Origin of the sequence: Rhodococcoides trifolii (assembly GCF_014635345.1) — a bacterium.
In the GTDB taxonomy this organism is placed as follows: domain Bacteria; phylum Actinomycetota; class Actinomycetes; order Mycobacteriales; family Mycobacteriaceae; genus Rhodococcoides; species Rhodococcoides trifolii.
The window spans coordinates 134,052-157,460 of the sequence record NZ_BMCU01000004.1 but is presented as its reverse complement, the minus strand read 5'-3'; the positions used below and the strand labels follow the sequence as shown (position 1 = coordinate 157,460).

General features: G+C 66.1%; 24 protein-coding genes. 8 read left to right on the top strand and 16 right to left on the bottom strand.

Going from position 1 to position 23,409, the window contains the following annotated elements:
- Nucleotides 1-97 precede the first annotated feature (97 nt).
- Genes IEW02_RS18350 through IEW02_RS18340 form a run of 3 tightly spaced genes read left to right on the top strand, consistent with a single transcriptional unit; the run spans nucleotide 98 to nucleotide 1,357 of the window.
- A complete protein-coding gene (locus tag IEW02_RS18350) occupies nucleotides 98-694 on the top strand; it encodes a DUF998 domain-containing protein (RefSeq protein WP_188546334.1) in 597 nt (198 codons plus the stop codon).
- A 10-nt stretch (nucleotides 695-704) separates the two neighbouring features.
- Nucleotides 705-1,034, top strand: coding sequence for a DMT family transporter (locus IEW02_RS18345; protein WP_188546333.1), 330 nt, complete (start codon nucleotides 705-707; stop codon nucleotides 1,032-1,034).
- Complete coding sequence (locus tag IEW02_RS18340; protein ID WP_188546332.1) at nucleotides 1,034-1,357, top strand: DMT family transporter; 324 nt, start codon at nucleotides 1,034-1,036, stop codon at nucleotides 1,355-1,357. The genes IEW02_RS18345 and IEW02_RS18340 overlap by 1 nt, the downstream gene beginning before the upstream one ends.
- A gap of 21 nt (nucleotides 1,358-1,378) precedes the next feature.
- Here IEW02_RS18340 and IEW02_RS18335 read toward each other — a convergent pair whose 3' ends face one another.
- Complete coding sequence (locus IEW02_RS18335) at nucleotides 1,379-1,795, bottom strand: VOC family protein (RefSeq protein ID WP_188546331.1); 417 nt, start codon at nucleotides 1,793-1,795, stop codon at nucleotides 1,379-1,381.
- Between the two features lie 144 nt (nucleotides 1,796-1,939).
- Between IEW02_RS18335 and IEW02_RS18330 the strand changes: the two genes are divergently transcribed.
- The gene (locus IEW02_RS18330) at nucleotides 1,940-2,479 is read left to right on the top strand and encodes an AAA family ATPase (protein ID WP_188546330.1); all 540 of its coding nucleotides are present in this window, start codon (nucleotides 1,940-1,942) and stop codon (nucleotides 2,477-2,479) included.
- Here the strand turns inward: IEW02_RS18330 and IEW02_RS18325 are convergent.
- From IEW02_RS18325 to ssd, 7 genes are read right to left on the bottom strand one after another with little or no spacing between them, the layout of a single operon-like run.
- On the bottom strand, nucleotides 2,423-2,806 hold the full coding sequence (locus IEW02_RS18325; RefSeq protein ID WP_188546329.1) for an Rv3654c family TadE-like protein: 384 nt from the start codon (nucleotides 2,804-2,806) through the stop codon (nucleotides 2,423-2,425). The two genes, IEW02_RS18330 and IEW02_RS18325, sit on opposite strands and share 57 nt — an antisense overlap.
- Nucleotides 2,793-3,107 (bottom strand): TadE family type IV pilus minor pilin, encoded by a 315-nt coding sequence (locus IEW02_RS18320; RefSeq protein ID WP_188546328.1) that lies wholly within the window; start codon nucleotides 3,105-3,107, stop codon nucleotides 2,793-2,795. The genes IEW02_RS18325 and IEW02_RS18320 overlap by 14 nt, the downstream gene beginning before the upstream one ends.
- Before the next feature lie 14 nt (nucleotides 3,108-3,121).
- A complete protein-coding gene (locus IEW02_RS18315) occupies nucleotides 3,122-3,310 on the bottom strand; it encodes a DUF4244 domain-containing protein (protein ID WP_188546327.1) in 189 nt (62 codons plus the stop codon).
- Between the two features lie 60 nt (nucleotides 3,311-3,370).
- On the bottom strand, nucleotides 3,371-3,931 hold the full coding sequence (locus IEW02_RS18310; RefSeq protein ID WP_229746145.1) for a type II secretion system F family protein: 561 nt from the start codon (nucleotides 3,929-3,931) through the stop codon (nucleotides 3,371-3,373).
- Nucleotides 3,928-4,695, bottom strand: coding sequence for a secretion protein F (locus tag IEW02_RS18305; protein ID WP_188546325.1), 768 nt, complete (start codon nucleotides 4,693-4,695; stop codon nucleotides 3,928-3,930). Before IEW02_RS18305 ends, IEW02_RS18310 begins: the two co-directional genes overlap by 4 nt.
- Nucleotides 4,692-5,870, bottom strand: a complete 1,179-nt coding sequence (locus tag IEW02_RS18300; protein WP_371829972.1) for a TadA family conjugal transfer-associated ATPase — start codon at nucleotides 5,868-5,870, stop codon at nucleotides 4,692-4,694. The genes IEW02_RS18305 and IEW02_RS18300 overlap by 4 nt, the downstream gene beginning before the upstream one ends.
- Nucleotides 5,867-6,940: a septum site-determining protein Ssd gene (gene ssd, locus IEW02_RS18295; RefSeq protein WP_308933195.1), complete on the bottom strand. Its 1,074-nt coding sequence runs from the start codon at nucleotides 6,938-6,940 to the stop codon at nucleotides 5,867-5,869. The genes IEW02_RS18300 and ssd overlap by 4 nt, the downstream gene beginning before the upstream one ends.
- A 325-nt stretch (nucleotides 6,941-7,265) precedes the next feature.
- On the opposite strand from ssd, the gene IEW02_RS18290 reads away from it, so the two are divergent.
- Entirely contained in the window at nucleotides 7,266-8,078 is an 813-nt protein-coding gene (locus IEW02_RS18290) for an HAD-IB family hydrolase (RefSeq protein WP_229746144.1), read from the top strand.
- Nucleotides 8,079-8,420: 342 nt separating this feature from the next.
- Here the strand turns inward: IEW02_RS18290 and IEW02_RS18285 are convergent, their stop codons facing one another.
- Nucleotides 8,421-9,170, bottom strand: coding sequence for a Fic family protein (locus tag IEW02_RS18285; RefSeq protein ID WP_188546322.1), 750 nt, complete (start codon nucleotides 9,168-9,170; stop codon nucleotides 8,421-8,423).
- Nucleotides 9,171-9,205: 35 nt separating this feature from the next.
- Here IEW02_RS18285 and IEW02_RS18280 point away from each other — a divergent pair, with 35 nt between their 5' ends.
- The gene (locus IEW02_RS18280) at nucleotides 9,206-9,700 is read left to right on the top strand and encodes a tetratricopeptide repeat protein (protein WP_188546321.1); all 495 of its coding nucleotides are present in this window, start codon (nucleotides 9,206-9,208) and stop codon (nucleotides 9,698-9,700) included.
- Here IEW02_RS18280 and IEW02_RS18275 read toward each other — a convergent pair whose 3' ends face one another.
- The 4 genes from IEW02_RS18275 to IEW02_RS18260 all read right to left on the bottom strand — a co-directional run bounded on the left by IEW02_RS18275 (nucleotide 9,701) and on the right by IEW02_RS18260 (nucleotide 14,896).
- Entirely contained in the window at nucleotides 9,701-11,383 is a 1,683-nt protein-coding gene (locus IEW02_RS18275) for a dipeptide ABC transporter ATP-binding protein (RefSeq protein ID WP_188546320.1), read from the bottom strand.
- Complete coding sequence (locus IEW02_RS18270; protein ID WP_188546319.1) at nucleotides 11,380-12,336, bottom strand: ABC transporter permease; 957 nt, start codon at nucleotides 12,334-12,336, stop codon at nucleotides 11,380-11,382. The genes IEW02_RS18275 and IEW02_RS18270 overlap by 4 nt, the downstream gene beginning before the upstream one ends.
- Entirely contained in the window at nucleotides 12,329-13,255 is a 927-nt protein-coding gene (locus tag IEW02_RS18265) for an ABC transporter permease (RefSeq protein WP_188546318.1), read from the bottom strand. The genes IEW02_RS18270 and IEW02_RS18265 overlap by 8 nt, the downstream gene beginning before the upstream one ends.
- Nucleotides 13,256-13,321: 66 nt before the next feature.
- Nucleotides 13,322-14,896 (bottom strand): peptide ABC transporter substrate-binding protein, encoded by a 1,575-nt coding sequence (locus tag IEW02_RS18260; protein WP_188546617.1) that lies wholly within the window; start codon nucleotides 14,894-14,896, stop codon nucleotides 13,322-13,324.
- Between the two features lie 510 nt (nucleotides 14,897-15,406).
- Here IEW02_RS18260 and acs point away from each other — a divergent pair.
- Together acs and IEW02_RS18250 are read left to right on the top strand one after the other, a co-directional pair.
- Nucleotides 15,407-17,350: an acetate--CoA ligase gene (gene acs, locus IEW02_RS18255; protein WP_188546317.1), complete on the top strand. Its 1,944-nt coding sequence runs from the start codon at nucleotides 15,407-15,409 to the stop codon at nucleotides 17,348-17,350.
- A 62-nt stretch (nucleotides 17,351-17,412) separates the two neighbouring features.
- The gene (locus tag IEW02_RS18250; protein WP_188546316.1) at nucleotides 17,413-18,438 is read left to right on the top strand and encodes an ABC transporter substrate-binding protein; all 1,026 of its coding nucleotides are present in this window, start codon (nucleotides 17,413-17,415) and stop codon (nucleotides 18,436-18,438) included.
- 63 nt (nucleotides 18,439-18,501) lie between these two features.
- Here IEW02_RS18250 and IEW02_RS18245 read toward each other — a convergent pair whose 3' ends face one another.
- From IEW02_RS18245 to IEW02_RS18235, 3 genes are read right to left on the bottom strand one after another with little or no spacing between them, the layout of a single operon-like run.
- Complete coding sequence (locus IEW02_RS18245; RefSeq protein ID WP_188546315.1) at nucleotides 18,502-20,238, bottom strand: ABC transporter ATP-binding protein; 1,737 nt, start codon at nucleotides 20,236-20,238, stop codon at nucleotides 18,502-18,504.
- The gene (locus IEW02_RS18240) at nucleotides 20,235-21,938 is read right to left on the bottom strand and encodes an ABC transporter ATP-binding protein (RefSeq protein ID WP_188546314.1); all 1,704 of its coding nucleotides are present in this window, start codon (nucleotides 21,936-21,938) and stop codon (nucleotides 20,235-20,237) included. Before IEW02_RS18240 ends, IEW02_RS18245 begins: the two co-directional genes overlap by 4 nt.
- Nucleotides 21,939-21,941: 3 nt before the next feature.
- A complete protein-coding gene (locus IEW02_RS18235; protein ID WP_229746142.1) occupies nucleotides 21,942-23,306 on the bottom strand; it encodes an MFS transporter in 1,365 nt (454 codons plus the stop codon).
- Between the last annotated feature and the right edge of the window lie 103 nt (nucleotides 23,307-23,409).

Genomic DNA, 23,409 nt, shown 5'->3' with positions numbered 1-23,409 from the left:
CCCAATGTGTTGTTCGAGTGTCGGTGCATGCAAGTCACAGACATCTCAGGCAATCATGCGCTCTCAACACATGTGGGACAACCATTACGGTGATGTGATGAAACATCGGCGGGCTGCGCTCGCGCTGTGGGTAGCCACGGTCGCCTACTGGCCGCTACAGGTTCTCGTCGCGTCGTCGTGGTCGGTGCCCTACAGCATTCGGGACAACGTCATCAGTGACCTCGGCGCAGTCACCTGCGAGAAGGCCTGCTCACCCGACCACGCTCTGATGAACGCCACTTTCGTGGGTGTCGGCGCCGCGACGGCACTCGGCGCGGTGATTCTCGGCCGGCAGGCCGCTCGGTCCGTCACACGGTGGGGATACGGTCTGGTCGCCGCGTCGGGCGTCGCCACGATCGTCGTCGGTTTCATCCCGCTCGACACGATCCCGGTCGCACACGCCCTGGCGGCACAGATCCACTTCGGGCTGCAAGTGGCCGGAATGATCGTGCTCGCAATCGAATACACCGGTTCGCTCTTCTGGTGGACGACGGTCTGCGCGGCGGTATCCGTCGTGGGGGGAATCGCATTCGTCAGCCCCGGCCACTGGGGACTCGGAGCGGGGTACAGCGAGCGGCTGGCATTGGACACCCTGAACGTGTGGACGATCGGGGCGGCGCTGCTGCTGGCTCGGGCGCCCGCGGTGCGTCGATAGGCTTCTCGGCATGACCTGGCTGATTCTGTTCGGCGCCATTGCGGCCGAAGTGACAGCGACACTCTCGCTGAAGGGGGCGCAAACGCACCCAGTCCTATACGCCGTGGTGGTGGCCGGGTACTTGGCGGGATTCGTCGGCTTGACATTGGTTCTCAAACGCGGCATGGGACTCGGTGCCGCCTACGGAATTTGGGGCGCCAGTGGCGTCGCAGCCACCGCGGTACTGTCCGCTCTGATCTTCGGCGAGGCACTGACCGTCGTCATGCTCGGGGGCATCGTGCTGATCATCGCCGGCGTGCTGCTCGTGGAGAGCGGATCTCATCCTGAGGAGGTCCACTGATGGCGTACGTGTTTCTGATCGGCGCGATCCTGTGCGAGGTAATGGCCACCCTGGCGCTGCGCGTGGCGGCGCGGGGCCGGACAGCCTTCTACGTGCTGGTGGTTGCCGGGTATGCCGGTGGTTTCGTGGGATTGATCCTCGTCCTGCGGCAGGGGCTTGCACTCGGGGTGGCGTACGGCATCTGGGTGGCCTGCGGCGTCGCGCTCACGGCCGTCGCGTCGAAGTTCCTGTTCGCCGAGCCGCTGACTCGCCGCATGCTGGCGGGCATAGCGCTGATTGTGGCCGGGGTATTGGTGGTGGAGTTGGGAGCAGCTGCGGTGTGAGTCTCACGTTTCCGCGACCGATCATGCATAGGGCCGCGGAACCAGTACCACCAACCATCCGTCGGGGTCCTCGAACAGAACCGCTCCGTTGTCCGTCCAATAAGGGTTCGCAGGCGGAACCGGTTCCTGGCCTCGGTCGGCGAAGCGCCTGCACACGCCATCCAATACCTCAGGCCCGCTGAGGTAGAGGACGAGTTGGTTCTCGTTGTCGCGCTCCGGTATCCGCGGTGGTTCTCCGAACTGAAGCAATTCCATCTGGACCTGGGAGCTCGGCAAGCCGAACACCACGCCGTCGTATCCGCGGTGATTCCGCCACTGCGCGAGGACCGGCAGACCGAGAATGTCTCGATAGAACTCGACAACGGCCTCGTAGTTCGCTGTGGGTCGCGCGAACCGTACGGCAGTGACGTCGAGGTGGGAGGGCCATGGTTCCGGCATCGCCGATCCTCCTTCTGGTCCGAAGCGGTTGGCCACGAGGTTTCCGCGGGCGCAATCGTCGAACGCTCGGGATATATCGTAAGCAATTGACGGTTTCGGTCGCGAAATCCGAAGTCAGGCTCGGCTCCGTTCTATCCTCGGACCATGGGAGTGCGCAACTACCTCATCGAGGGCGTCTCCGGCACCGGCAAGACCGCCGTCTGCGATGAGCTGAATCGCCGCGGTTTCCGTGCGATCCACGGTGATCGGGAGCTTGCGTACCAGGGGGATTCAGGGACGGGACTGCCCACGACCGGCACGTCGCACGCGAATCACATCTGGGACGTGGGTCGTGTTCGGGCTCTGGCGGCGAGGCAGGACCAACCCGTGACGTTCTTCTGCGGCGGATCGCGCAACTTCTCTCGCTATCTCGACGTGTTCGACGCGGTGTTCGTCCTCCATATCGACCGGGACACCCTCTTGCGCCGACTCGACGCTCGTCCTCCGGGCGAATGGGGTGCGGCGCAGGAGGAACGCGACCTCGTCGTTCGTCTGCACGAAACTTCGGAGGACATTCCGAAAGGTGATTTCGTCATCGACGCCACCGGACCCCTCGAGCACGTGGTCGACACCATCGTGGACGCCGCCTCACTCCACCGGCCCGGCCCGAGCCACCGCCACGGCATCACGAACACCGAACCGTGACAGTGCTACTCGAACGTGAACGCGCACCTGCAGATCCCAGTCCTCGACCCGGCAGTCGTCCAAGTCGGCGCCATTGGACTCTGCGGCCTCACGTGCCGCGTCGCAGCCTGCCACGTTTCCGGAATCGAGTGCCGCGGCGCCGGCCAGCGCCGCGAAGTCGGCCGCCGACTGGGCTCGGTGTCGCGCCGCCACGGCGCCCCCGGTGTACAGAACCATGGCCGTGACCAGGACGACGGCAGCGACGACGAAGGCCCCGAGTATCGACGCGAGGCCGTCGTCGTCCTGTGCGAGCCTCCGGATGCCGATCGTCCCCTCAGCGGCCGGCATCCGGAAGCTCCTTCACTGCCACGGCTTCCGCTGTGACGTCCATCGACGGGAACGGTGACGAGGCAACCACTCTCGCAATCACCCGGGTCCCGTCGTCGCGAATGTCGATGCGTGCGTCTCGCGGGGCGACGGCAGCCGCAGCGGCGGTCGCGGACGCGGTGTCACCCCGTGCTGCGAGGCGCGCAGCCTCTCGCGCTGCGTCGACACACCGGATGTGAGCCGTCACCGTCGACACCGCGCCCAGACAGAGCACCACCACCGCGATGATCGACGAGATGGCCAGCGCCGCTTCGACGGTCACCGCACCGCGATCGCCTAGGTCTGCGTGTTCAGCGCCTTGTCGATGATGCCCGTCAGCGCGGAGACGATGCTGTCGCCCGTCACCACCGTGTACAGCACGGCCCCGAACGCGGCGGCTGCGATCGTGCCGATCGCATACTCTGCGGTCGACATTCCGTCGTCGTCCACCGCCAACAGCATCAGCCGCATCTTCAGATTCTTCATGGTCCTGGTCCCCCTCTGTTCCCGGTGTGGACGGTCCGCACCGGAGTTCTCGTGGCGCGGTCACAGCAGACCGCCGCTCAAAACCGTTCGCGCAAGGCCGATCACGACCGGCACGATGCCCAGACACACGAACGCGGGCAGAAAGCACAAGCCCAGCGGCCCGCCGATCAGCACACCGGCGCGCTCCGCCGCGGCGACGGCCGAGTCCTCCGCCGCGACCCGGCGCTCGGCGGCGAGTTCGGTGATCGCGTCGGCCATCGACGACCCTGAACGAGCAGATCGTCGGGCCATGCGCGCCAGCGCTTCTCCTTCCGGGTCCGAGGCCACGCTCTCCCACGCCACCACCGGATCCGCACCGAGCGCGAGCAGGTGAGCCCCTCGTCTCAACGCCGACGCGAGCGGTTCGGGCGCGGTGGCAGCGACGGCCGACGCCGCAGCCGCCAGGGTCGATCCTGAGCGAAGGCAGGCGGACACAAGGTCGAACGCACCGGCGACGGCCATCGGATCATGCTGCGGCGCAGTAGCTGTCACCTCAACGGCTTCGGCAGGTTGCAGTCGCCGACGTCCGGGCATCGGCACGGCCAGCAGCGCCGTCGCCAACAGGATGCACGTCCACGTCACGACGTGACCTTGGCGGTGATCGCGTCGGTCCACAGCAAACCGGCACATACCAGGGCGGCGCCGATCATCAGCAGCATTCCCCCGAGACCACCGCCGAGAAGCACCGTGAAGGGTGACGCACCCATCATCTGACCGAGTCCCACCCCGACAAGGGGCAACGCCGCAAGCACGGCAGCCGTGGCCCGTGCACCCGCGAGCGACGCCTCGGTCCGTCGCGCAAACCTTCTGCGCCCCAACAGGTCGAAACGGACGGCGTCGAGCAAGACGGCGAGCGCCAAACCGTGGGCCTCGGCAACTCGCCACACCGCTCCGACGCGACCGATCTCGACCGAGCAGCGACCCGCCGCGTCCGCGAAGGCGTCGGCCGCGGACCCTCCGAGGCGCGCTCGGGCGGCGGCGCCGGCGAAGACCGTCGGCACGGCGCATTCCCGCGCCGCGGATTCGCAGGCAGCGGCCGGGTGCGCTCCGACCTCGAGCTCACTGATGACGGTGTCCAGGCCGGTGACCAGATCCTTCAATTCGTCTTCACGACAGCGTGATTCACGACGTCGTCGGCGTCGGACCTGTAACGTTGCACCTACCGCGGCCACTGCGACACCGACCGGAATGCCCGCGAGGACACCGCACGTGACTACCCCGAGAACCACCAGGGCTTCGGCGGGTACGCGCGGCAGAGGCCGTGCTGCAACGGTTTTCACCAGTCGACGGCGGTGTACGGGCAGCGACATCACCGCTGCTGCGCACAACAGGAGTGCGACGGTCACGACAGATCCTCGCGCGAGCGGAGCATTGCCTCGAGCCGGTCCACGCCCGGCGGATTCTCGGTTCCGTCCCAGGCAGGGGTAATGGTGACCAGGCCGTCCGCCGCTCTACCGACCACCGCGATCTGCACCAGTCGCCTGCTGCCTGTGGCATGTCGGTGCACGTGCAACACGACCTGCACCGCCGCAGCGAGCTGGCTGTGCAGAGCTGCGCGATCCAATCCGCCCAGCGCGGCCAGCGCCTCGAGACGGGCGGGCACCTCGTCCGTCGAATTGGCGTGCACGGTGCCGGCGCCGCCGTCATGACCGGTGTTCATGGCCGTCAGCAGGTCCACCACCTCGCCGCCGCGGACTTCGCCGACGACGATGCGGTCCGGCCGCATGCGGAGCGCTTGCCGGACGAGATCGCGCACGGTGACTTCGCCGACCCCTTCCACGTTCGGCGCGCGGGCGACGAGCCGAACGACGTGTGGGTGGTTGGGCGCCAACTCGGCCGCATCTTCGACGCAGATGATGCGTTCGGCGTGGTCCACCTCGCCGAGGAGCGCCGCCAGCATCGTCGTCTTTCCTGCTCCGGTGCCGCCGACCACCAAAAATGCCAAGCGCGCAGCCATCATTCGACGAAGGAGTACGAGTGCGTCCGGTGCCACCGCGCCTGCTCGGGCGAGCGCGTCGAGGCCCTGGGTGGCCGGCCGCAGGACGCGCAGCGACAAGCAGGTCCCACCCTGAGCCACCGGCGCAAGCACCGCGTGGAGACGGACCCCGAAACTGCCTGCGCCCACGCCCGGCAGCCGTCCGTCGACCCATGGTTGAGCATCGTCCAACCGCCGACCGGCCGACAAGGCGAGGCGTTGCGCCAGCCGCCGGACCGCGGCTTCGTCTGCGAATGTCACCGAGGCTCTCTGCAGTCCGCTGCCGCGATCGACCCAGACGTGCGATGCGGACGTGACGAGCACGTCGGACACGCCCGGATCGTGCAGCAACGCGTCCAGCGGTCCGGCACCGGTGAACTCGGTGTCGAGGAGGTGCAGGGCGGCGAGGAGATCGGTGTCGCCCAGGACGCCGCCCGATTCCGTCCGGATCGCGTCGGCCAGCCGCGCGGCCGTCGGTGGTTCCGACGACCCGGCGAGCCGGTCCCGAACGCGGTCGAGCAGATCCGGCGACACCCACCCGCTCACGTCGCCCACCCGGCCGCGACGGGTTTGCCGTCGAACGCCGCCAGCACCGCTTCTGCGGCCGTTGCGAGCGGTGAACGGCGACCGAGGTTCAGACCCGTACGGTCGAGCATCGCGTCGAGCCCCCGTTCCGGCCGCATGCCGACGATGACGGGCAGGTGCAACATCTCCCCGATGTCGGCTGCTCGGAGCCCACCCGGCGACGGTCCGCGCACCACGACCCCGACGTTCGCGTTCGCCGCGCGTAGCCGTTCGGCCACGGGCCCGGCGGCGGCGCCGGCGCGCACTCGGGCAGGCACCACGAGGACCACGAGGTCGGCGAACTCGACGAGGGTGTCGGCGACGTCGTCGGCGTGCCGTGGAACATCGCAGACCACGAGGTCGCCGGCGGAGCGGCCCGCGTCGACCACGGCTGCAGCGGCGCGCGCAGACAGCGGGGCGGACGATTCACGGCATACCGAGACGAGCGCCAGGCCGTCGTCGACGGGTAGTGCGTGGTGCAGGGCCTCCGCCGCCACCCGACCACCGTCGAGCACGAGGTCCGGCCACCGCAGCCCGACGCGTTCTTCCCACCCGAGGACGAGGTCGAGACCACCGCCGGCTCCGTCCGCGTCGAGGAGAATGCGTCGCCGTTCCGAGGGGTGCAGCGCCAGTGCGGCCGCGAACGTCGACGCTCCCGCGCCACCGCACCCACCGACGACCGTGATGACCCCACCGTCGCCGCGATCTCGGTCGTCGGGTGACGCCGCAAGCAGGGCGACGAGTGCGTCTTCGTCGGTCGGCAACGCAACGACGTGTTCGGCGCCCACCGCGGTTGCCGCCCGCCAGTGATCGAGCCCCGCGTCACCGGACACCACCACGACGACGCCCGGTCGACGCGGGAGTCGTTGGTCGACAACGGAGAAGGCGGCGGACGCGTCGAGCATCACCACCGTGTGCTCGTCCCACTGCGCACGCCGCGCGAGCGTCGAAAATTCGTCCAGTGCTCGATCGGCTGCAGCGGCGACGCGTCGCACTGCGGAGGCGAGCGCGTGGTCGGTCGTCACGAGCATGGCGGTTTGGGTTGCGGTCACACATCGAGACTGCGTGGTCCGACGGCGCGGCACCAGAGGTCGACCCGCTGCCTGTGGATAGAAAATTGCCCTGTGGATAAACCTTTTTGCGCAAAACACTGTTTGCGCAAATCGCGAATCACGGTACGAGAGCGGGGAATTAGAGGACGACCCCCGCCAAGGGGGGAGGAGGCGGGGGTCGTCGGTGTTCAGCCCCGGGGGGTCGGGCTGAACACACCCGGATCAAGTCCGGGCAATGCAAATAATACACCCGATCGCCGCCGCGGTTGCGAGGTCTTCGCACTGTCCGAACGAGCCCGACCTACTCCCACCTATTCTGAGATACGTGGATACAGCCGAACAATCGACGCCGAAGCGCATCGCAGCGTTCTTCGACCTCGACAAGACGATCATCGCCAAGTCGAGCACCCTCGCCTTCAGCAAGCCGTTCTTCGACCAAGGGCTGATCAATCGCAGATCCGTGTTGAAGAGCAGCTATGCGCAGTTCCTGTTTCTGGTGTCCGGCGCGGACCACGACCAGATGGAACGGATGCGCATCCACATCGCCAACATGAGTGCCGGCTGGGACGTCGAGCAGATACGCGCCATCGTGGCAGAGACCCTGCACGACATCGTCGATCCGCTGGTGTTCGCAGAAGCCGCGGACCTCATTGCCGACCACAAACTGCGCGGACACGACGTGGTGATCGTGTCGGCGTCGGGCGAGGAAGTGGTGACGCCCATCGCCGAGGCGCTCGGGGCCGATCACAGCACGGCCACACGCATGAAGGTCGAGGACGGAAAGTACAGCGGCGAAATCGATTTCTATTGCTATGGAACGGGAAAGGTCGACGCCATGAATGCGTTGGCGGCCACCGAAAACTACGACCTGGCACGCTCGTACGCCTATACCGATTCGATCACGGACCTCCCGATGCTCGGGGCTGTCGGTCACCCCACTGCGGTGAATCCCGATCGCGGTTTGCGCAAGGAAGCAGCGGCGAACGGATGGCCGATACTCACCTTCTCCAACCCGGTGTCGCTACGGGCGCGTTTTCAGACACCCTCGTCCGGAACGGTGGCGGGTGCCGCGGCAGTCGGTCTCGCAGCGGTTCTGGCGGGCGCTGCGACCTACGGGCTGGTTCGCAGGAAACGCTAGGGTTCGACCCCTTGCTGTGAGGCCGGTCACAGAGTACAAAGGGAGTTACGGGAAGACGGAAGGCCAAGAGCGGGCCGGAAGAGAAGGATCGCTCTCCCAGCCGGGCTTTCCCAGCACGGATATCAGGTACCCACGCGTAGCTTGCCGCTTTGATGGCACAAGTGTTGTGGGCCTGCGAAAGTCGAGCAGAAGTCGGCGTGAACCGGCGGTTGACCGACCTCTTCGCCGAGGCCACGTGAAGAAGGTCTTCACCACAACCCATACCGCACGCTTGGTAACCGGCTGATTCGTGCTTACGGGCGGCGTGGTCGACGAGAGTCGGCGGCGCCGCCCGTCTTTCTGTCAGGGTGCGGCCGCATCTGCGATCGAGAGTGCTTCTGTCGCACCGGCTTCGAACGATCCACAGCACAGCAGAACCCAGCTGCCGACGCCCTGCTCGGACCCCGTCGCGAAACCCTCGGCGCCGGAACGGTAGGCGCTTGCCCGGCGCAACCAGCTCACCTCCGGAACACCGAGATTGTGCGGATCCAGACCGCTCGACGCCGCCACCAACCGTGACGCCGCGCGTGCGACGACCCCGTCCGCCGTGCCGAACGGCTTCACGGACAACAACTCTCCGTGTACGACGGCTGCGACGATCGGCGCGGGTACCTGCGTGCCACCGGTGACGAGGTCGGCAAGCAAACCCAACCGCTCGGCGACGGACGCGTCCCCGCGGGGACGTCCGAGTGCATCAGCGTCCGTCACCAAGTCGGCAGCGGCGAGCAGATGCAGCCGCGCGAGCGCCTGCAGCGGAGCACGTTGCCACGTCGTCACCATGATCGGCAGAGAATCACCGTCGAGCGCCTGCGCCACTCGAAGTGCACCGGCCAGCACCGGATCCGCCGATTCCCCCTCTGCCGGCAGATCGAGCGAAGCACCCTCGATCCCCGCGGAGGCTCTCGCCGCGCGCACGGCCGCCTCGGCAGCCGACGCCGGCCAGCCCCGACGGTTCGACTTGTGACGGTGGACCGCACCCAGAGCGTCACGAGAACGTTCGGCAGCGTCACGCACACCGGGGAGCGCGAGGATGGGGCCCAGTGGATCCGTCATGAAATGCGACGCTACAGGGCTGCGATGATGGGCGGATGGACCCGTCACCGGAACTCGAAGCCGCCATCGCCGCCGGTCTGCAGGCGCGGGACCGCGACCACATGCAGCCAACGATCGAGTACTTCGTCGACCTCCTGACAAAGCACCCCGGCGACGCGGCAGTGCTGTTGGAACTCGCCGGAAGTTACGACACCGACGGGCAGGAGGAGGTCGCGGAGAAGTACTACCTTCGGGCGTTCGACGCCGGCCTATCGGGTGATCGGCGAAGGCGGGCGCTGCTGCAGTACGGGAGCACGCTGCGCAATCTCGGCCGGTTCGACGAGTCGCTCGACGTGTTCGAGCGCGCCAAAGCCGAGTTCCCCGAATCGGATTCGCTCCGGGTCTTTCACGCGCTGTCGCTGCACGCGGCCGGTCGGGCGAACGATGCCCTTGCCGAGGCCCTCCTCGTGATCGCCGACTGCGGCAACACGGAGATCCGCCGGTACGAGGCCGCGATTCGGGGGAATGCGGACCACTTACGACAGTCGTGATCACGCACCCAGCGGAATCGACGCTCCCGGAATGGCATTGAGCAAATTCTGCGTGTACTCGTCCTTCGGGTCGGCGAACACCTCGTCCGTCGACGACGCCTCCACGACCTTGCCCGACCGCATCACCAGCACCCGATCGGCGATCTGCCGCACCACAGCGAGGTCGTGCGTGATGAACACGTACGACAACCCGAGCTCGGCCTGCAGGTCGTTGAGCAGGGTCAGGATCTGAGCCTGCACCAACACGTCGAGAGCCGAGACGGCCTCGTCGCACACGACCACCTCGGGCTGCAACGCCAACGCGCGCGCGATGGCGATGCGTTGCCGTTGGCCGCCCGACAGCTCGTTCGGGAAGCGCCGCATGACCGACGAGGGCAACGACACCTTGTCCAGCAGATCACGGACCCGTGCTTCGCGTTCCTTCTTCGAGCCGATGCCGTGGGTGCGCAGCGGCTCTTCGATGGTGCGGAAGATCGAGTACATCGGGTCGAGCGAACCGTAGGGGTTCTGAAAGATCGGCTGAACGCGGCGACGGAATGCGAACAGTTCCTTGCGGTTCAGATTCCAGACGTCCTGGCCGTCGAAGGTGACCGTCCCGGAGGTCGGCGGCAGCAAGCCCAGAACCATTTGCGCCACAGTGGATTTGCCGGATCCCGACTCCCCCACGATGGCGGTGGTGGTACCGCGCGGCACTGCGAACGAGACGTCGTCGACGGCAAGGAAGTCGGTCGACTTCCACGGCGCACCGCCACGAATCTTGAACGACTTGGTCAGGCCGTCGACCACGAGAACGTCGTCGGTCACAGTGCCGACATCGTCGGCGTCCTTGACCAATTCGGCGGCGTGCTCGACAGCTTGCTCGCGCACCTCGACACGTTTGTTGATCGACTCGAGGCGGCGCGACGACAGCGACGGCGCAGACGAGACCAACCGCTTCGTGTACTCGTGCTGCGGATTCTGCAGAATCTGCCGCGCCGGACCGGATTCCACGACGCGTCCGCGGTACATGACGACGAGGTGCTCGGCGCGCTCGGCGGCGAGCCCGAGGTCGTGCGTGATGAGCAGAACTGCGGTGCCGAGCTCGTTCGTGAGACCTTCGAGGTGGTCGAGGATCTGCCGCTGAACCGTCACGTCGAGGGCCGACGTCGGTTCGTCCGCGATCAGCAGCTTCGGTCGGCACGAGAGTCCGATCGCGATGAGCGCACGCTGGCGCATGCCGCCGGAGAACTCGTGCGGGTACTGGTTGACGCGCTTGTCCGCGTCGGACATTCCCGATTCGGTGAGGAGTTCGATGGCGCGCTTCTTGGCGGCCTTGCCCTTGGCGATGTTGTTCGCCGCCAGGGTCTCCTCGATCTGGAATCCGATCTTCCACAGGGGGTTGAGGTTCGACATCGGGTCCTGTGGGATCAGCCCGATCTGCTCACCGCGCAGAGCGATGATCTCCTTCTTCGACGCGGTGGTGACATCGGTTCCGTCGAACAGGATCTCACCGCCGGTCACCTTGCCGGAGCCGGGAAGGAGGTCGATGATCGCGTGCGCGGTGGTGGACTTGCCCGATCCCGACTCGCCCACGATCGCCACGGTCTGACCGGGGTAGACCGTCAGGGAGACACCACGTACCGCGGGAGTCGACCCGAAGGAGACCTCGAGGTCCTTGATCTCCAGAAGAGGCTTGTCTGTCATCGCTTCCTCGACTTCGGATCGAGGGCGGCGCTCAAGGCGTCGCCCATCATCATGAACGCGAGCACTGTGATCGCCAGTGCCGTTGCGGGATAGAACAGAATGGGTGACCCCGAGCGCAGACGCGACTGGCCGGTGCTGATGTCACCGCCCCAGGACACGATCGACGGCGGGAGGCCGACACCGAGGTACGACAGTGTCGCCTCGAGGGTGACGAAGACGCCCAGCGTGATCGTGGTGGTCACGATGACCGGGCCAAGTGCGTTCGGAATGACGTGCCGCAGCAGGATTCTGAACTTGCTCACACCCAACGATGTTGCCGCGGTGATGAAGTCGGCGTTCTTGACCGACAGCACCGCGCCGCGGGCGATACGGGCGATCTGGGGCCAGCCGAAGATGGCGATGATGCCCACCACCACCCACGTGTTGCGATCGCGAAGCACCTGCAGCAGCACGATCGCGCCCAGGATCAACGGGATACCGAAGAAGATGTCCGTGACGCGCGAGAGCAACGAATCGAGCCAGCCGCCGTAGAACCCGGCGAGTGCACCGAGGATGCCGCCGAACAGCAGCACGGCGAGCGTCGACAGCACACCCACGGTGACCGACGCGCGCGCACCGTAGACGGTGCGCGCGTACACGTCACAGCCCTGGAGGTCGAATCCGAACGGGTGACCCGGAATGCGACCCGCCATCGAGAAGTCGCCGTTGCAGTAGCGCGGATCCTGGCTGGTGAACCAACTGGGGAAGATCGCGACGACGATCACGAAGACGATCAGCAGACCGGAAATGATGAACAGCGGGCTCTTTCGGAGCCCCCGCCACGCGTCCTTCCAGAAGCCGGCGGGTGACTCCGATTCGTCGACCCGGTCGGTGGCGGCCACCTCGACCTCGGTGGGCCCGGCGACGAAGTACGGCTGCGCTGCACGGTCTTTCGGGACAGCGGGGTCAGACATAACGGATCCTCGGATCGAGTACGGCGTAGAGCAAGTCGACGGCCAGGTTCGCCACGATGTAGATGACGATCAGGACAGTCACGAACGAGACGACGGTAGGGGCTTCCTGCCGCACGATGGCTTGGTAGAGGGTTCCGCCGACACCGGGAATGTTGAAGATGCCTTCGGTGACGATGGCGCCGGCCATCAGCGAGCCCAGGTCCGCGCCGAGGAACGTGACCACCGGGATGAGTGAGTTGCGGAGAATGTGCACGGTGACGACGCGCTTGCGTCCCAGGCCTTTTGCCGTTGCGGTGCGCACGTGGTCGGCGTTCAGGTTCTCGATGATCGAGGACCGCGTCAGCCGCAGCACGTAGGCGAACGAGACGAGTCCCAGCACGAACGCCGGCAGCAGCAATTTGCCGATCGTGGCGTCCCCACCCACGGTCACCGGCGCGATTCCCCACTTGATGCCGAGGAAGAACTGTCCGAGAAAGCCGAGAACGAAGATCGGGACCGCGATCACGATGAGGCTGATGATCAGCACCGTGCCGTCGAAGATGCCGCCCTTGCGGATGCCGGTGAGGACACCGAAGCCGATGCCGAACACGGCTTCGATGAGCAGCGCCATCACTGCGAGCTTGATCGTGACGGGGAACGCCTGGGCCATGACCTCGGAGACCGGTCGGCCCGAGAACGACGTGCCGAAGTCCAGGGTGAAGATGCCCTTGATGTACTGCAGATACTGCAGATAGAACGGGTCGTCGAGGTGGTAGCGCGCGCGGAGCGCAGCCTGCACCGCGGGGGTCAGCGGCTTGTCGCCGCCGAGTGCGGCGATGGGATCTCCGGGGAGGAGAAACAGCATTGCGTAGATGAGGAGGGTCGCGCCGATGAACACCGGGATCATCTGCAGGACGCGTCGCCCGATGTACCAGGTCATCAGGTCACTTTCCGTGTGAAGAGGTCACGGCACCCGGGGCGATCGCCCCGAGTGCCGTGTCCTGTGTCAGCTCTTGGTGATGTTCTCGTAGTCGGGCAGGCCGTTCCACGCAGTCGCAACGTCTCCGACCAGCGTCGAGATACCGGTCGCATTGACGTAGTCCCACAGCGGGATTGCCGGCAGATCCTGCATCAGGATCTCCTGCGCCTTGTTGGTCAACGCGTAGGAGGCCTCCGCGTCGGGGGCAGCCTCGGCGTCGCGGAGCGCGGCGTCGAATGCCGGGTTCGAGTAGTCACCGTCGTTGGATCCGGCACCGGTCACGAAGATCGGCTCGAGGAATTCGAGCAGCGACGGGTAGTCGCCCTGCCAGCCGGTACGGAACGCCGTCGAGATGGTGCGGTTCGTGATCTGCGTACGGATCTGCGCAAACGTCGGCTGCGGTGCACCCACGGCCTCGATGCCCAGCGTGTTGCGAATGCTGTTGGTCATCGCGTCCACCCATTCCTGGTGACCGCCGTCCGCGTTGTACCCGACCTGGAACTGCCCGCTCCACGGGGAGATCGCGTCGGCCTGTGCCCACAGCGCCTTGGCCTGGTCCGGGTTGTACTTCAGCACGTCGTTCCCGGCGATCGAGTCGCTGTGACCGGGCAGGGTGGAGGCGGTGAAGTCGTCGAGCGGCTTGCGCGTTCCCTGGAAGATCTGCTCGGTGATCTGGTCGCGATTGATCGCCAGCGAGAGCGCCTGACGACGCAGGTTGCCCTCTTGGCCCGAGAAGTGCTCCAGGCGTGACGGAATGGTGATGGTCGTGTTCTGCGCGGTCGGTGTCTGGATTGCGCGGTCGCCCAGGTCGCTCTCGTACGTCGGCAGTGCACTCGGCGGGATCGTGTCGAGCACGTCGAGGTTGTCGGACTGCAGGTCGGCATATGCCGTGTCGAGCGAGCTGTAGAACACGACGCCCAGGCCCGAGTTCTTGGGAACGCGGTTACCTGCGTAATCCTCGTTCGGCACCAGGTCGATGCGCACGTTGTGCTGCCACGCACCCGGTCCGGCCAGCTTGTACGGGCCGTTGCCGATCGGGTTCTCGCCGAACGCCGCCATGTCCGCGAACGCGGCTTCGGGCAGCGGGTAGAACGGCGTGAACGCCAGCCGCAGCTCGAAGTCGATGGTCGGCTGCTTGAGCTGAACCGTGAACTCGGTGTCGCTGACGACCTTCAGGCCGGACATGGTCTGCGCGGTCGGCGTCTCGGAGGACACCTCGTCGTAGCCGAGGATGGGTTCGAAGAAGGACTGCTGAAGCTGAGCGTTGGATCCCAACGCGCCGTAGTTCCATGCGTCGACGAACGACTTCGCGGTCACCGTCGTGCCGTCCGTGAACTTCCAGTCGGGCTTGATCTTGATGTCGTAATTGACGTTGTCGGAGGTGTCGATCGAGTCCGCGACCTCGTTGGACGGAACACCCTTGGCGTCGTAGGACGTCAGGCCGGCGAACAGGCGGTCGACGATGCGGCCGCCGCCGTTTTCGTTCGTGTTGGTCGGTACGAGGGGGTTCTGGGGCTCGGAGCCGTTGACCGTGACGATTCCGCCGCCACCGCCGCCGCTGCCGCCATCGCTGCCCCCGCTGCCACCGCACGCGGTGATCATCGCTCCGGCAACGACGACCGCAGCTGCAGCCGTCAATATGCGTCTTGCACGCAAGTTGTTCCTCCATCAGTGGACGGACACGACCCACGACCGTGTCCTGGTTCCGCTGTGATCGCGACCGGGATGGCCGGGTCGACGCAGCGGAACGTCGGGGTGACCGCACACAACCGAACGCATGGTTCGCAGTTGCAACGACCGATAATGGCTTGACTGTAGACACACCTTTTTGGTTTGTCGTCGAGTCCCCCCAAATCGAGTAGTACGACGAACAGAGCTGAAACGTCGCCGTAACCTGACAGGACTGGACATCACCGGTCCGACAGCCTGAAACCCATCCTCACGAACCGGACGAAACCCGTCATCGCCGCACGTAACCGATCGTCGCGGCTACTCGACCACCCACCGCAGGAACCGGGGTTGCACACCGCTGCAACGGTGCTATCAAGTCGATACGTGACTACCCTCACACTCGCAGGAAGCTAGCCGCAGAGCGAAAGAGGTCGCGTTCGGATGACGGAATCAGCAGTGAACGAACACGAGGTGTCCTACCCACCGAGTGCCGAGTTCGTCGAGCAGGCCAACGCGGGTCCCGAGCTCTACGCCGCGGCCGAGAAGGATCGCCTCGCGTTCTGGGCCGAACAGGCCGAGCGACTCGACTGGGCCGAGAAGTTCACCGACGTCCTCGACTGGTCGGACGCCCCCGTCGCCAAATGGTTCGTCGGCGGCAAGCTCAACGTCGCCTACAACTGCGTCGACCGCCATGTCCTGGCCGGCAACGGCGACCGCGTCGCGATCCACTGGGAGGGCGAACCGGGCGACAGCCGGGACCTGACCTACTCCGATTTGCTGGCGGAGGTCTCTCGCGCCGCCAATGCCTTCACCGAACTGGGACTCGTGGCCGGTGACCGCGTGGCCATCTACATGCCGATGGTTCCCGAGGCCATCGTCGCCATGCTCGCGTGTGCCCGACTCGGCCTGATGCACAGCGTCGTCTTTGCCGGGTTCTCCTCGACCGCGCTGCGGTCCCGTATCGACGACGCCGAAGCCAAGCTCGTCGTCACCACGGACGGTCAGTGGCGACGCGGCAAGGCGGCGTCCCTCAAGGATGCCGTCGACACCGCCGTCGACGGTGCCGACTCGATCGAGCACGTCCTCGTCGTGAAGCGGACCGACATCGACGTCTCGTGGACCGACGGGCGCGACCTGTGGTGGCACGAGACCGTGGGCTCCGCATCACCCGAGCACGACGCCCAGCCCTTCGACTCCGAGCATCCGCTGTTCATCCTCTATACGTCCGGCACCACCGGAAAGCCGAAGGGCATCATTCACACCTCGGCCGGATACCTGACGCAGACGTCGTACACCCACCACTACGTCTTCGACCACAAGCCGGGCAAGGACGTGTACTGGTGCACGGCCGACATCGGGTGGGTCACCGGGCACAGCTACATCGTCTACGGCCCGCTCTCCAACGGCGCAACGCAGGTCGTGTACGAGGGAACGCCCAATTCCCCTGACGAACACCGGCATTGGAACATCATCGAGAAGTACGAGGTCTCGATCTACTACACCGCACCCACCCTGGTGCGCACCTTCATGAAGTGGGGACGCGAGATCCCCGACGCCCACGATCTGTCGTCTATCCGATTGCTCGGCAGCGTCGGTGAGCCGATCAACCCCGAAGCGTGGCGTTGGTTCCGCAGCGTCATCGGCGGCAACAAGGCCCCCATCGTCGACACCTGGTGGCAGACCGAGACCGGAGCCATCATGGTCTCCCCGCTCCCCGGTGTGACGGCCACCAAGCCCGGATCCGCGATGACACCGCTTCCCGGCATCGCCGCCAAGATCGTCGACGACGAAGCAAAGCCGTTGGGCCCCGGCGGGAACGGGTTCCTCGTGCTTGACGAACCGTGGCCGGCCATGCTGCGCGGCATCTGGGGCGACATGGAGCGCTACAAAGACACCTACTGGTCGCGCTACGCCGAAGAGGGCTGGTACTTCGCGGGCGACGGCGCCAAGTTCGACGACGACGGTGACCTCTGGGTCCTGGGCCGCGTCGACGACGTCATGAACATCTCGGGTCACCGCATCTCCACCTCCGAGGTGGAATCGGCGCTCGTCGGCCACCCGTCCGTCGCGGAAGCTGCCGTGGTGGGTGCCGCGGACGAGACCACCGGGCAGGGAATCGTCGCGTTCGTCATCCTGCGCGGCGGCATCGAGAACACCGGCGACGACTTGATCGCGGAGCTCAAAGCCGAAGTGTCGCGTGAGATCTCACCGATTGCGAAGCCGAGACAGATCACCGTCGTGCCGGAGCTGCCGAAGACACGATCCGGCAAGATCATGCGTCGACTGTTGCGCGACGTGGCCGAGGGCCGCGATCTCGGCGACACCTCGACCCTCGTCGATCCGGCGGTGTTCGAGGCGATCAAGGCGGCGGGCAAGAAGGCGTAGCCCACGGGTGTGGCAAGGAGTGTCCCAGCACTCTTTGCCACACCCGACCCCATGGTTAGGTAATGGTAACCTCACCGGCGATCACCGCCGAGCGCAACACCGAGGAGCCATCCATGACCCGCTTTCGCCTGCTCGCCGCATCCGTCGGCCTCGTTCTCGTCGCCGCGTGCGGAACGACGGACGACGCACCCACGACCACCGAGTCGAGCGGTGCCTTCCCCGTGACGATCGATCACAAGTACGGCTCGACCACCGTCGACGCCCAACCACAACGCGTGGTCACCGTCGGTTGGAACGATCAGGATTTCGCCTTGTCCCTCGGTGTCGTTCCCGTTGCCACCCGTCAGTGGTTCGACGAATATCCGGACTACCCCTGGGTGCGCGAGGCCCGCGGCGACGCGCCGATCCCCACGTTCTCTGCCGACATCGACTTCGAGGCCATCAGCGCCCAGAACCCCGATCTCATTCTTGCCGTGTACGAGTCGATCGATCAGGCGACGTACGACGGTCTGTCCAAGATCGCGCCGACCGTGATCCAGACCGCTGACTACGAGAACGAACAGACACCGTGGGACGTGCAGACACTGACCACCGGCAAGGCCCTCGGCAAGACCGAGGAAGCGGAGGCGCTCGTCACGCAGGTTCAGGGCAAGATCGACGAGGCCAAGGCTGCGCATCCCGAGTTCGCAGGCAAGGTTCTCGTGGAGGACTTCGGTCCGGAGAACGGCCAGCACTATCTGCTGCCCGCCGGCGATCCGCGCCGAGCGCTCTTCGACGCTCTCGGTTTCGGTGCGCAGGAAGAGAGCGAGGAAGTCAGCGAAGAACGCGCCGATCTCCTCGACCGTGACGTGCTGTTCGTCAACGGCGCCACCAAGGAACAGATGGTGCAGTCACCGGTGTTCAGCGCGTTGAACGTGGTGTCGCAGGACCGCACGCTGTACACCAGTTTCGACGGAAACCTCGGCGGCGCACTGGCATACAGCGGCCCCGACGCATTGCTCTACGCCCTCGACATCCTGGTCCCGCAGCTCGCGAACGCCGCCGACGACAACCCGGCGACGCCCGTGACGGATCTGTCGGCGGCGTGAGGCCTGCGGCACGGGCGTGAAAAAGAGTCCCCCAACACTCTTTTTCGCACCCGTGCGGAACGCCTACCGACCCTCCCACGCCGTCCATAGCTGCGCGTAACGTCCCTGCGCCGCAACGAGTTCGGCGTGAGTGCCCTCCTCCACGACGACACCGCGATCGAGCACGACGACCCGATCGGCCGTCGCGGCCTGAGTGAGCCGATGCGCGACCACGAGCGTCGTGCGACCCTGCGTCGCCGCGGCGGCGGACAGTTCGAGGTCCCGTGCCCCGAGACTGCCCGCCTCCGCGGTCGCTTCGTCGAGAACGACGATGTCGGGATCCAGCAACACGATTCGCGCAAGCGCCAGCTGTTGCGCGTGCGATGCGGTCAGGCTGTGGCCGCCCTCTCCCACGACCGTGTCCACGCCTTCCGGCAGCGCGTCGACCCACTCCCGTGCGCCCACAGCGTCCAACGCGTCCAGGACGTCTTGCTGCGTCGCCGTCGAGCGAGCCAGCCGGAGGTCCTCGATCAGCGGGCCGGAGAACACGTGGACTTCCTGACTGACGATCGCGACGGACCCGCGATCGAGCTCCGCGACCGGCACCCCGCCGACGGTCGCACTGCCCTCGTCCGGATCGAGTAGACCGGCCGCGATCGCAGCCAGCGTCGACTTACCGGCCCCCGTGGCGCCCACCAGAGCAACTCGCTGCCCGGCCTCGACACCGATGCTCACCCCACGGACCACGGGAACCCCGCTGTCGTAACCGAACTCGACGTTCGAGAGCTCGAGTGCAGTCGACTTCACAGCCCGCGCCGCGCGGTTCGGCGCCGGCGGCGAATCGGACACCACCCCGACCAACCGGGCGAGGCTCGCGTTCGCCGACTGCACCTCGTCGAACATGAACAGCACCATTCCAACAGGGTTGAACAGGCGTGCGAACAACAGTGCCGCCGCGGCGGTCTGTCCGACGCTCACCTCGTCGGCACGAACGAGGAAGAACCCGGTCACCAGAATCACCGACAGGCCGAGGAACTCCGCTCGATTGACCCGTCCGACGAACCGGGTGAAGAGGGCGAACACGTTCACCGAGATGTCGCGCACCGCGGCCGACGATATGTCGACCTGCCGAAGGTGCGTGTCCTCGAGTCGATACGCGTGAACCGTCTGCACACCCTGCATGCTCTCCATCAGCACGCTGGATCGATGCCCGATCGCCCTGCGCTCCTGCGCATACCGCGGTGCGGACCGCGGTAGGTACCAGCGGCCCGCCAGCACGTACGCGGGGACGGCCACGAGCCCGGCGAGGCCCAGTCTCCAGTCGAGTCCTGCCATGGCCACCACGCTCAGAGCGCCGAGCAGCAGCCCGGAGATCACGACGGGCAGCACCGACGACACCGCCTTCGCGACGGTCGCCACATCCGTCCCGACACGAGAGAGCACGTCGCCCTTGCCGATTCGTTCGAGCCGTTCCGTCGGGATGTGCAGTGCGGTGGCCACCACACGCTCGCGCAAGTCGGCCAGGATCGTCTCGCCGAGGCGGCTGACGAGGTACGACGTCCACCCCGTGGCGACTCCCCCGACGACGGCGGCCAGGGTGATGGCGACACCGAGGGGGACGATCGCGCTCGTCGGTGCGTTCTCGGTTGCTTTGTCGATAAGGATGGACATGGCGTAGAACGGGATGATCGACGCCGCAGCTCCCACGATGGCCACCAGTGCGGTCACGATCGCCTGTGCCCGATGGGGTTTCAGCTCCGCGCAGAGCCACCGCCACGTCTCGAGCCCGGAGGCGACCGGGAGAATTTCCGGATGCGTCATCGCAGCACCGTCGCACGGTAGATGGGGTGGTGTCCGAGATCGGCATGTGTTCCGTCGGCCACCACTCGCCCGTCGTCGATCACCACGACCCGACCGGTGGCTGCCAATAGAACCGGGCTACTGGTCACGACCACTGTGCTCGAGCGGGATCCGACACCGTGTCGAGTTGCTGCAATACCGCGGCCGATGGCGTGTTCGGTCACCGAGTCGACCGCGGTGGTGGGATCGTGCAAGACCAGCGTGTGCGGACGCGCCAGCAAAGCCCGCGCGAGCGCGACCCGCTGGCGCTGTCCTCCCGACAGGCTGGCTCCCCGTTCGGACACGACGAGATCGAGTCCGTGTTCGTCGACCACGTCGGCTGCGGCGGACGCCTGCAGGACCGGCTCGATCGTCGTCGGATCTGCACTTCCGATATTCGAACCCGCGATGTTCGAACCGACTGTGCCGGAGAACAAGTCGGTGGCGTGCGGTTCGACCAACAGTGCGGATCGAAGCTCCGTCGTATCGGCCGACTCGACGTCCGTCCCACCCACCTCGACCGTCCCGGTGTACTCGTCGCGCCCGAACCCGCCGGCGAGCAATCGCACGAGGGCGTCGCTGTCGCTCGCGCGGGCGGCGACGACACCGACGAACTCTCCCGGTTCGACCACCAAGGACAGTCGGTCCAGGGTGCCGACGCTCACGTCGTGCAGTCTCAGTCCGGAACCCGTCACCGATTGCTCGCCACCAGCTTGCACCACATCCGCATTCATCACCAGCGCAATGCGATCCGCTGACGCGCGCGCCTCGGCCACCCATCCCGGCGCGAGGGCGAGCATGCCCAAGGGTTCGATCAGGAACTGCGCCAGCCCGATCACCGTGATGAGTTCGCCGACGCTGATGCGTCCGTCGAGCGCGAACCACCCTGCTGTGAGGGCGATCCCGACGGCGAGGAGCGACCCGACCGCCCCCGCGACACCCGCGTAGGCGCCCTGCGTCCTGGCCGCGGCAAGCGTCGCCCGCAACGATTCGCGACTGACCGCGCGGTAACGGGCGGCGGCTGCGTCCTCGCCGCCGATTCCACGCAGCGGGCGTAGTCCGGTGATGAGATCGGTGGCCGTCGAGGTCGAGGCGCCGGCCAACTTCTGTTGCTGCGCAACCCGTTCGGTGATGAAGCGGGAGCTGAGTCCGAGCAACCCGAGAACGACGGGAGTGCCCACGACCACGATGGACCCCAGCGGAACGTCGATGGTCAGCAGCACGATCGCCGCCACGGCGGTGGCGACGAGAGCACCGACGATCCGCGGTACGTAGTCGAGGAGGTAGGACGTGTTGTCGGCGTCCGTCGTGGAGATCGACAACATGTCGCCCCACCGCAGGTCGGTTCGGATTCCGCGGCGATCGAGAATCTTTGCCGCCACCTCGACCCTGAGTCGGTGCCCTTCGGTTGCGATGGCGATCATCAACTGCCGCGCACCGAAGCGGTAAGCCGTCGTGAGCACCACGAAGAGTCCGGCGAGCACCCCGATCCACCCGATGATGGCCGAGATGCTTCCCGTGCCGACCGCGCGGTCGACGATGATGCCGATCAACACCAACACCGATGCCTCGCACACCTGGTGAACGCTGATCAGCGCCGTACCGACCGCGAGGCGGCGCCGGTTGCGGACGACCGTTCGCCTGAGAACACCCCTGGGATCCACGGACCCCAGCTTAGGCATGCCTTATACGGGCGTGTCCAGCGACTGGTTGCGGGTCTCGCGCATGATCACCAACGCGGTCAAGGTCAGTGCTGCAGCGATCGCCAGATACACCCCGACCCACCCGACTCCGTACGAGTTGACCAGGTACGTCGCGATGAACGGCGCCACCGCAGCGCCCAGGATGCTGGCCGTGTTGTAGGAGATGCCGGACCCGGTGTACCGCACGTTGGTCGGAAACAGTTCGGGCAGTACAGCACTCATCGGTCCGAACGTCAGACCCATCAGGGCGAGACCGACACACATGAACAGCAACATGCGGCCGGCGGTCGCGCTCTCCGGTGCCGCGAACCAGTGGAAACTCAGCCCGAACACGATGATCGCGGAGGTGATCACGATCAGTGTGATGCGTCGTCCGTACTTGTCGGCCAGCCACCCGGACACCGGTACGAACGCCGCGAAGAAGAGCACCGCGATGATCTGCAGCCCGAGGAAATCGGTGTACTTGATGGCGACCTTGACGCCGCTGTGATCGACGACCTTGCCGGTGCCGTAGCTGACCACCCACGTGGTCATGATGTAGAAGAGCGTGTACGTCGCGAGCATCACGAACGTGCCGAGGATCAACGGCCGCCAACTCGAGCGGAATACTTCGGCGACAGGGGTTTTGACCTTCTGGCCCCGCTCGAGCGCCCGCTTGAAGACCGGCGTCTCCTCCAACTTCAGGCGTACGTACAGGCCGATGATCACCATGATCGCGCTGAGCAGGAAGGGAATGCGCCAACCCCAGGTCAGGAATGCGTGCTCGGCGTCGGACGTGGCCGAGTCGTATCCGAGAACCAGCGTGAGGATGAGGAAGAGTCCGTTGGCCATGAAGAAGCCGATCGGAGCGCCGAGCTGTGGCCACATGGCCGCCCAGGCCCGCTTGCCTTCCTTGGCCGTCTCCGTCGCGAGCAGCGCGGCTCCGCTCCACTCACCGCCGAGGCCGAGTCCCTGCACGAAGCGCATGAGCGCAAGAAGCATCGGCGCAACGATGCCGACGTTTCCGTACGTGGGGAGCAAGCCGATCAGGAACGTCGCGATACCCATCGTGAGCAACGAACCCACCAGCGTCGCCTTGCGCCCGACCCGGTCGCCGAAGTGTCCGAACAGAATCGACCCGAGCGGGCGCGCGACGAAGGCGAGCCCGAACGTGGCGAACGACGCCAGGAGTGCAGTGGTGTCGTTGCCCGACGGGAAGAACAGTCGAGGGAAGACGAGTACTGCCGCGGTCGCATAGATGTAGAAGTCGAAGAATTCGATGGACGTACCGACCATCGAGGCGACGACGATCCGGCTGCGCGGCACTCCGTCCACGACGTCGGGATCTGCTGCCGATGTGGTGCTCACGAGAATCTCCTGATGACAGCGTGCATTGACTGCTGCAAGTTACCCGACCGAACGACGCCCGTCGGCCGCTTCGGGCGAATACGGACCGCGACGATTCGCGTGT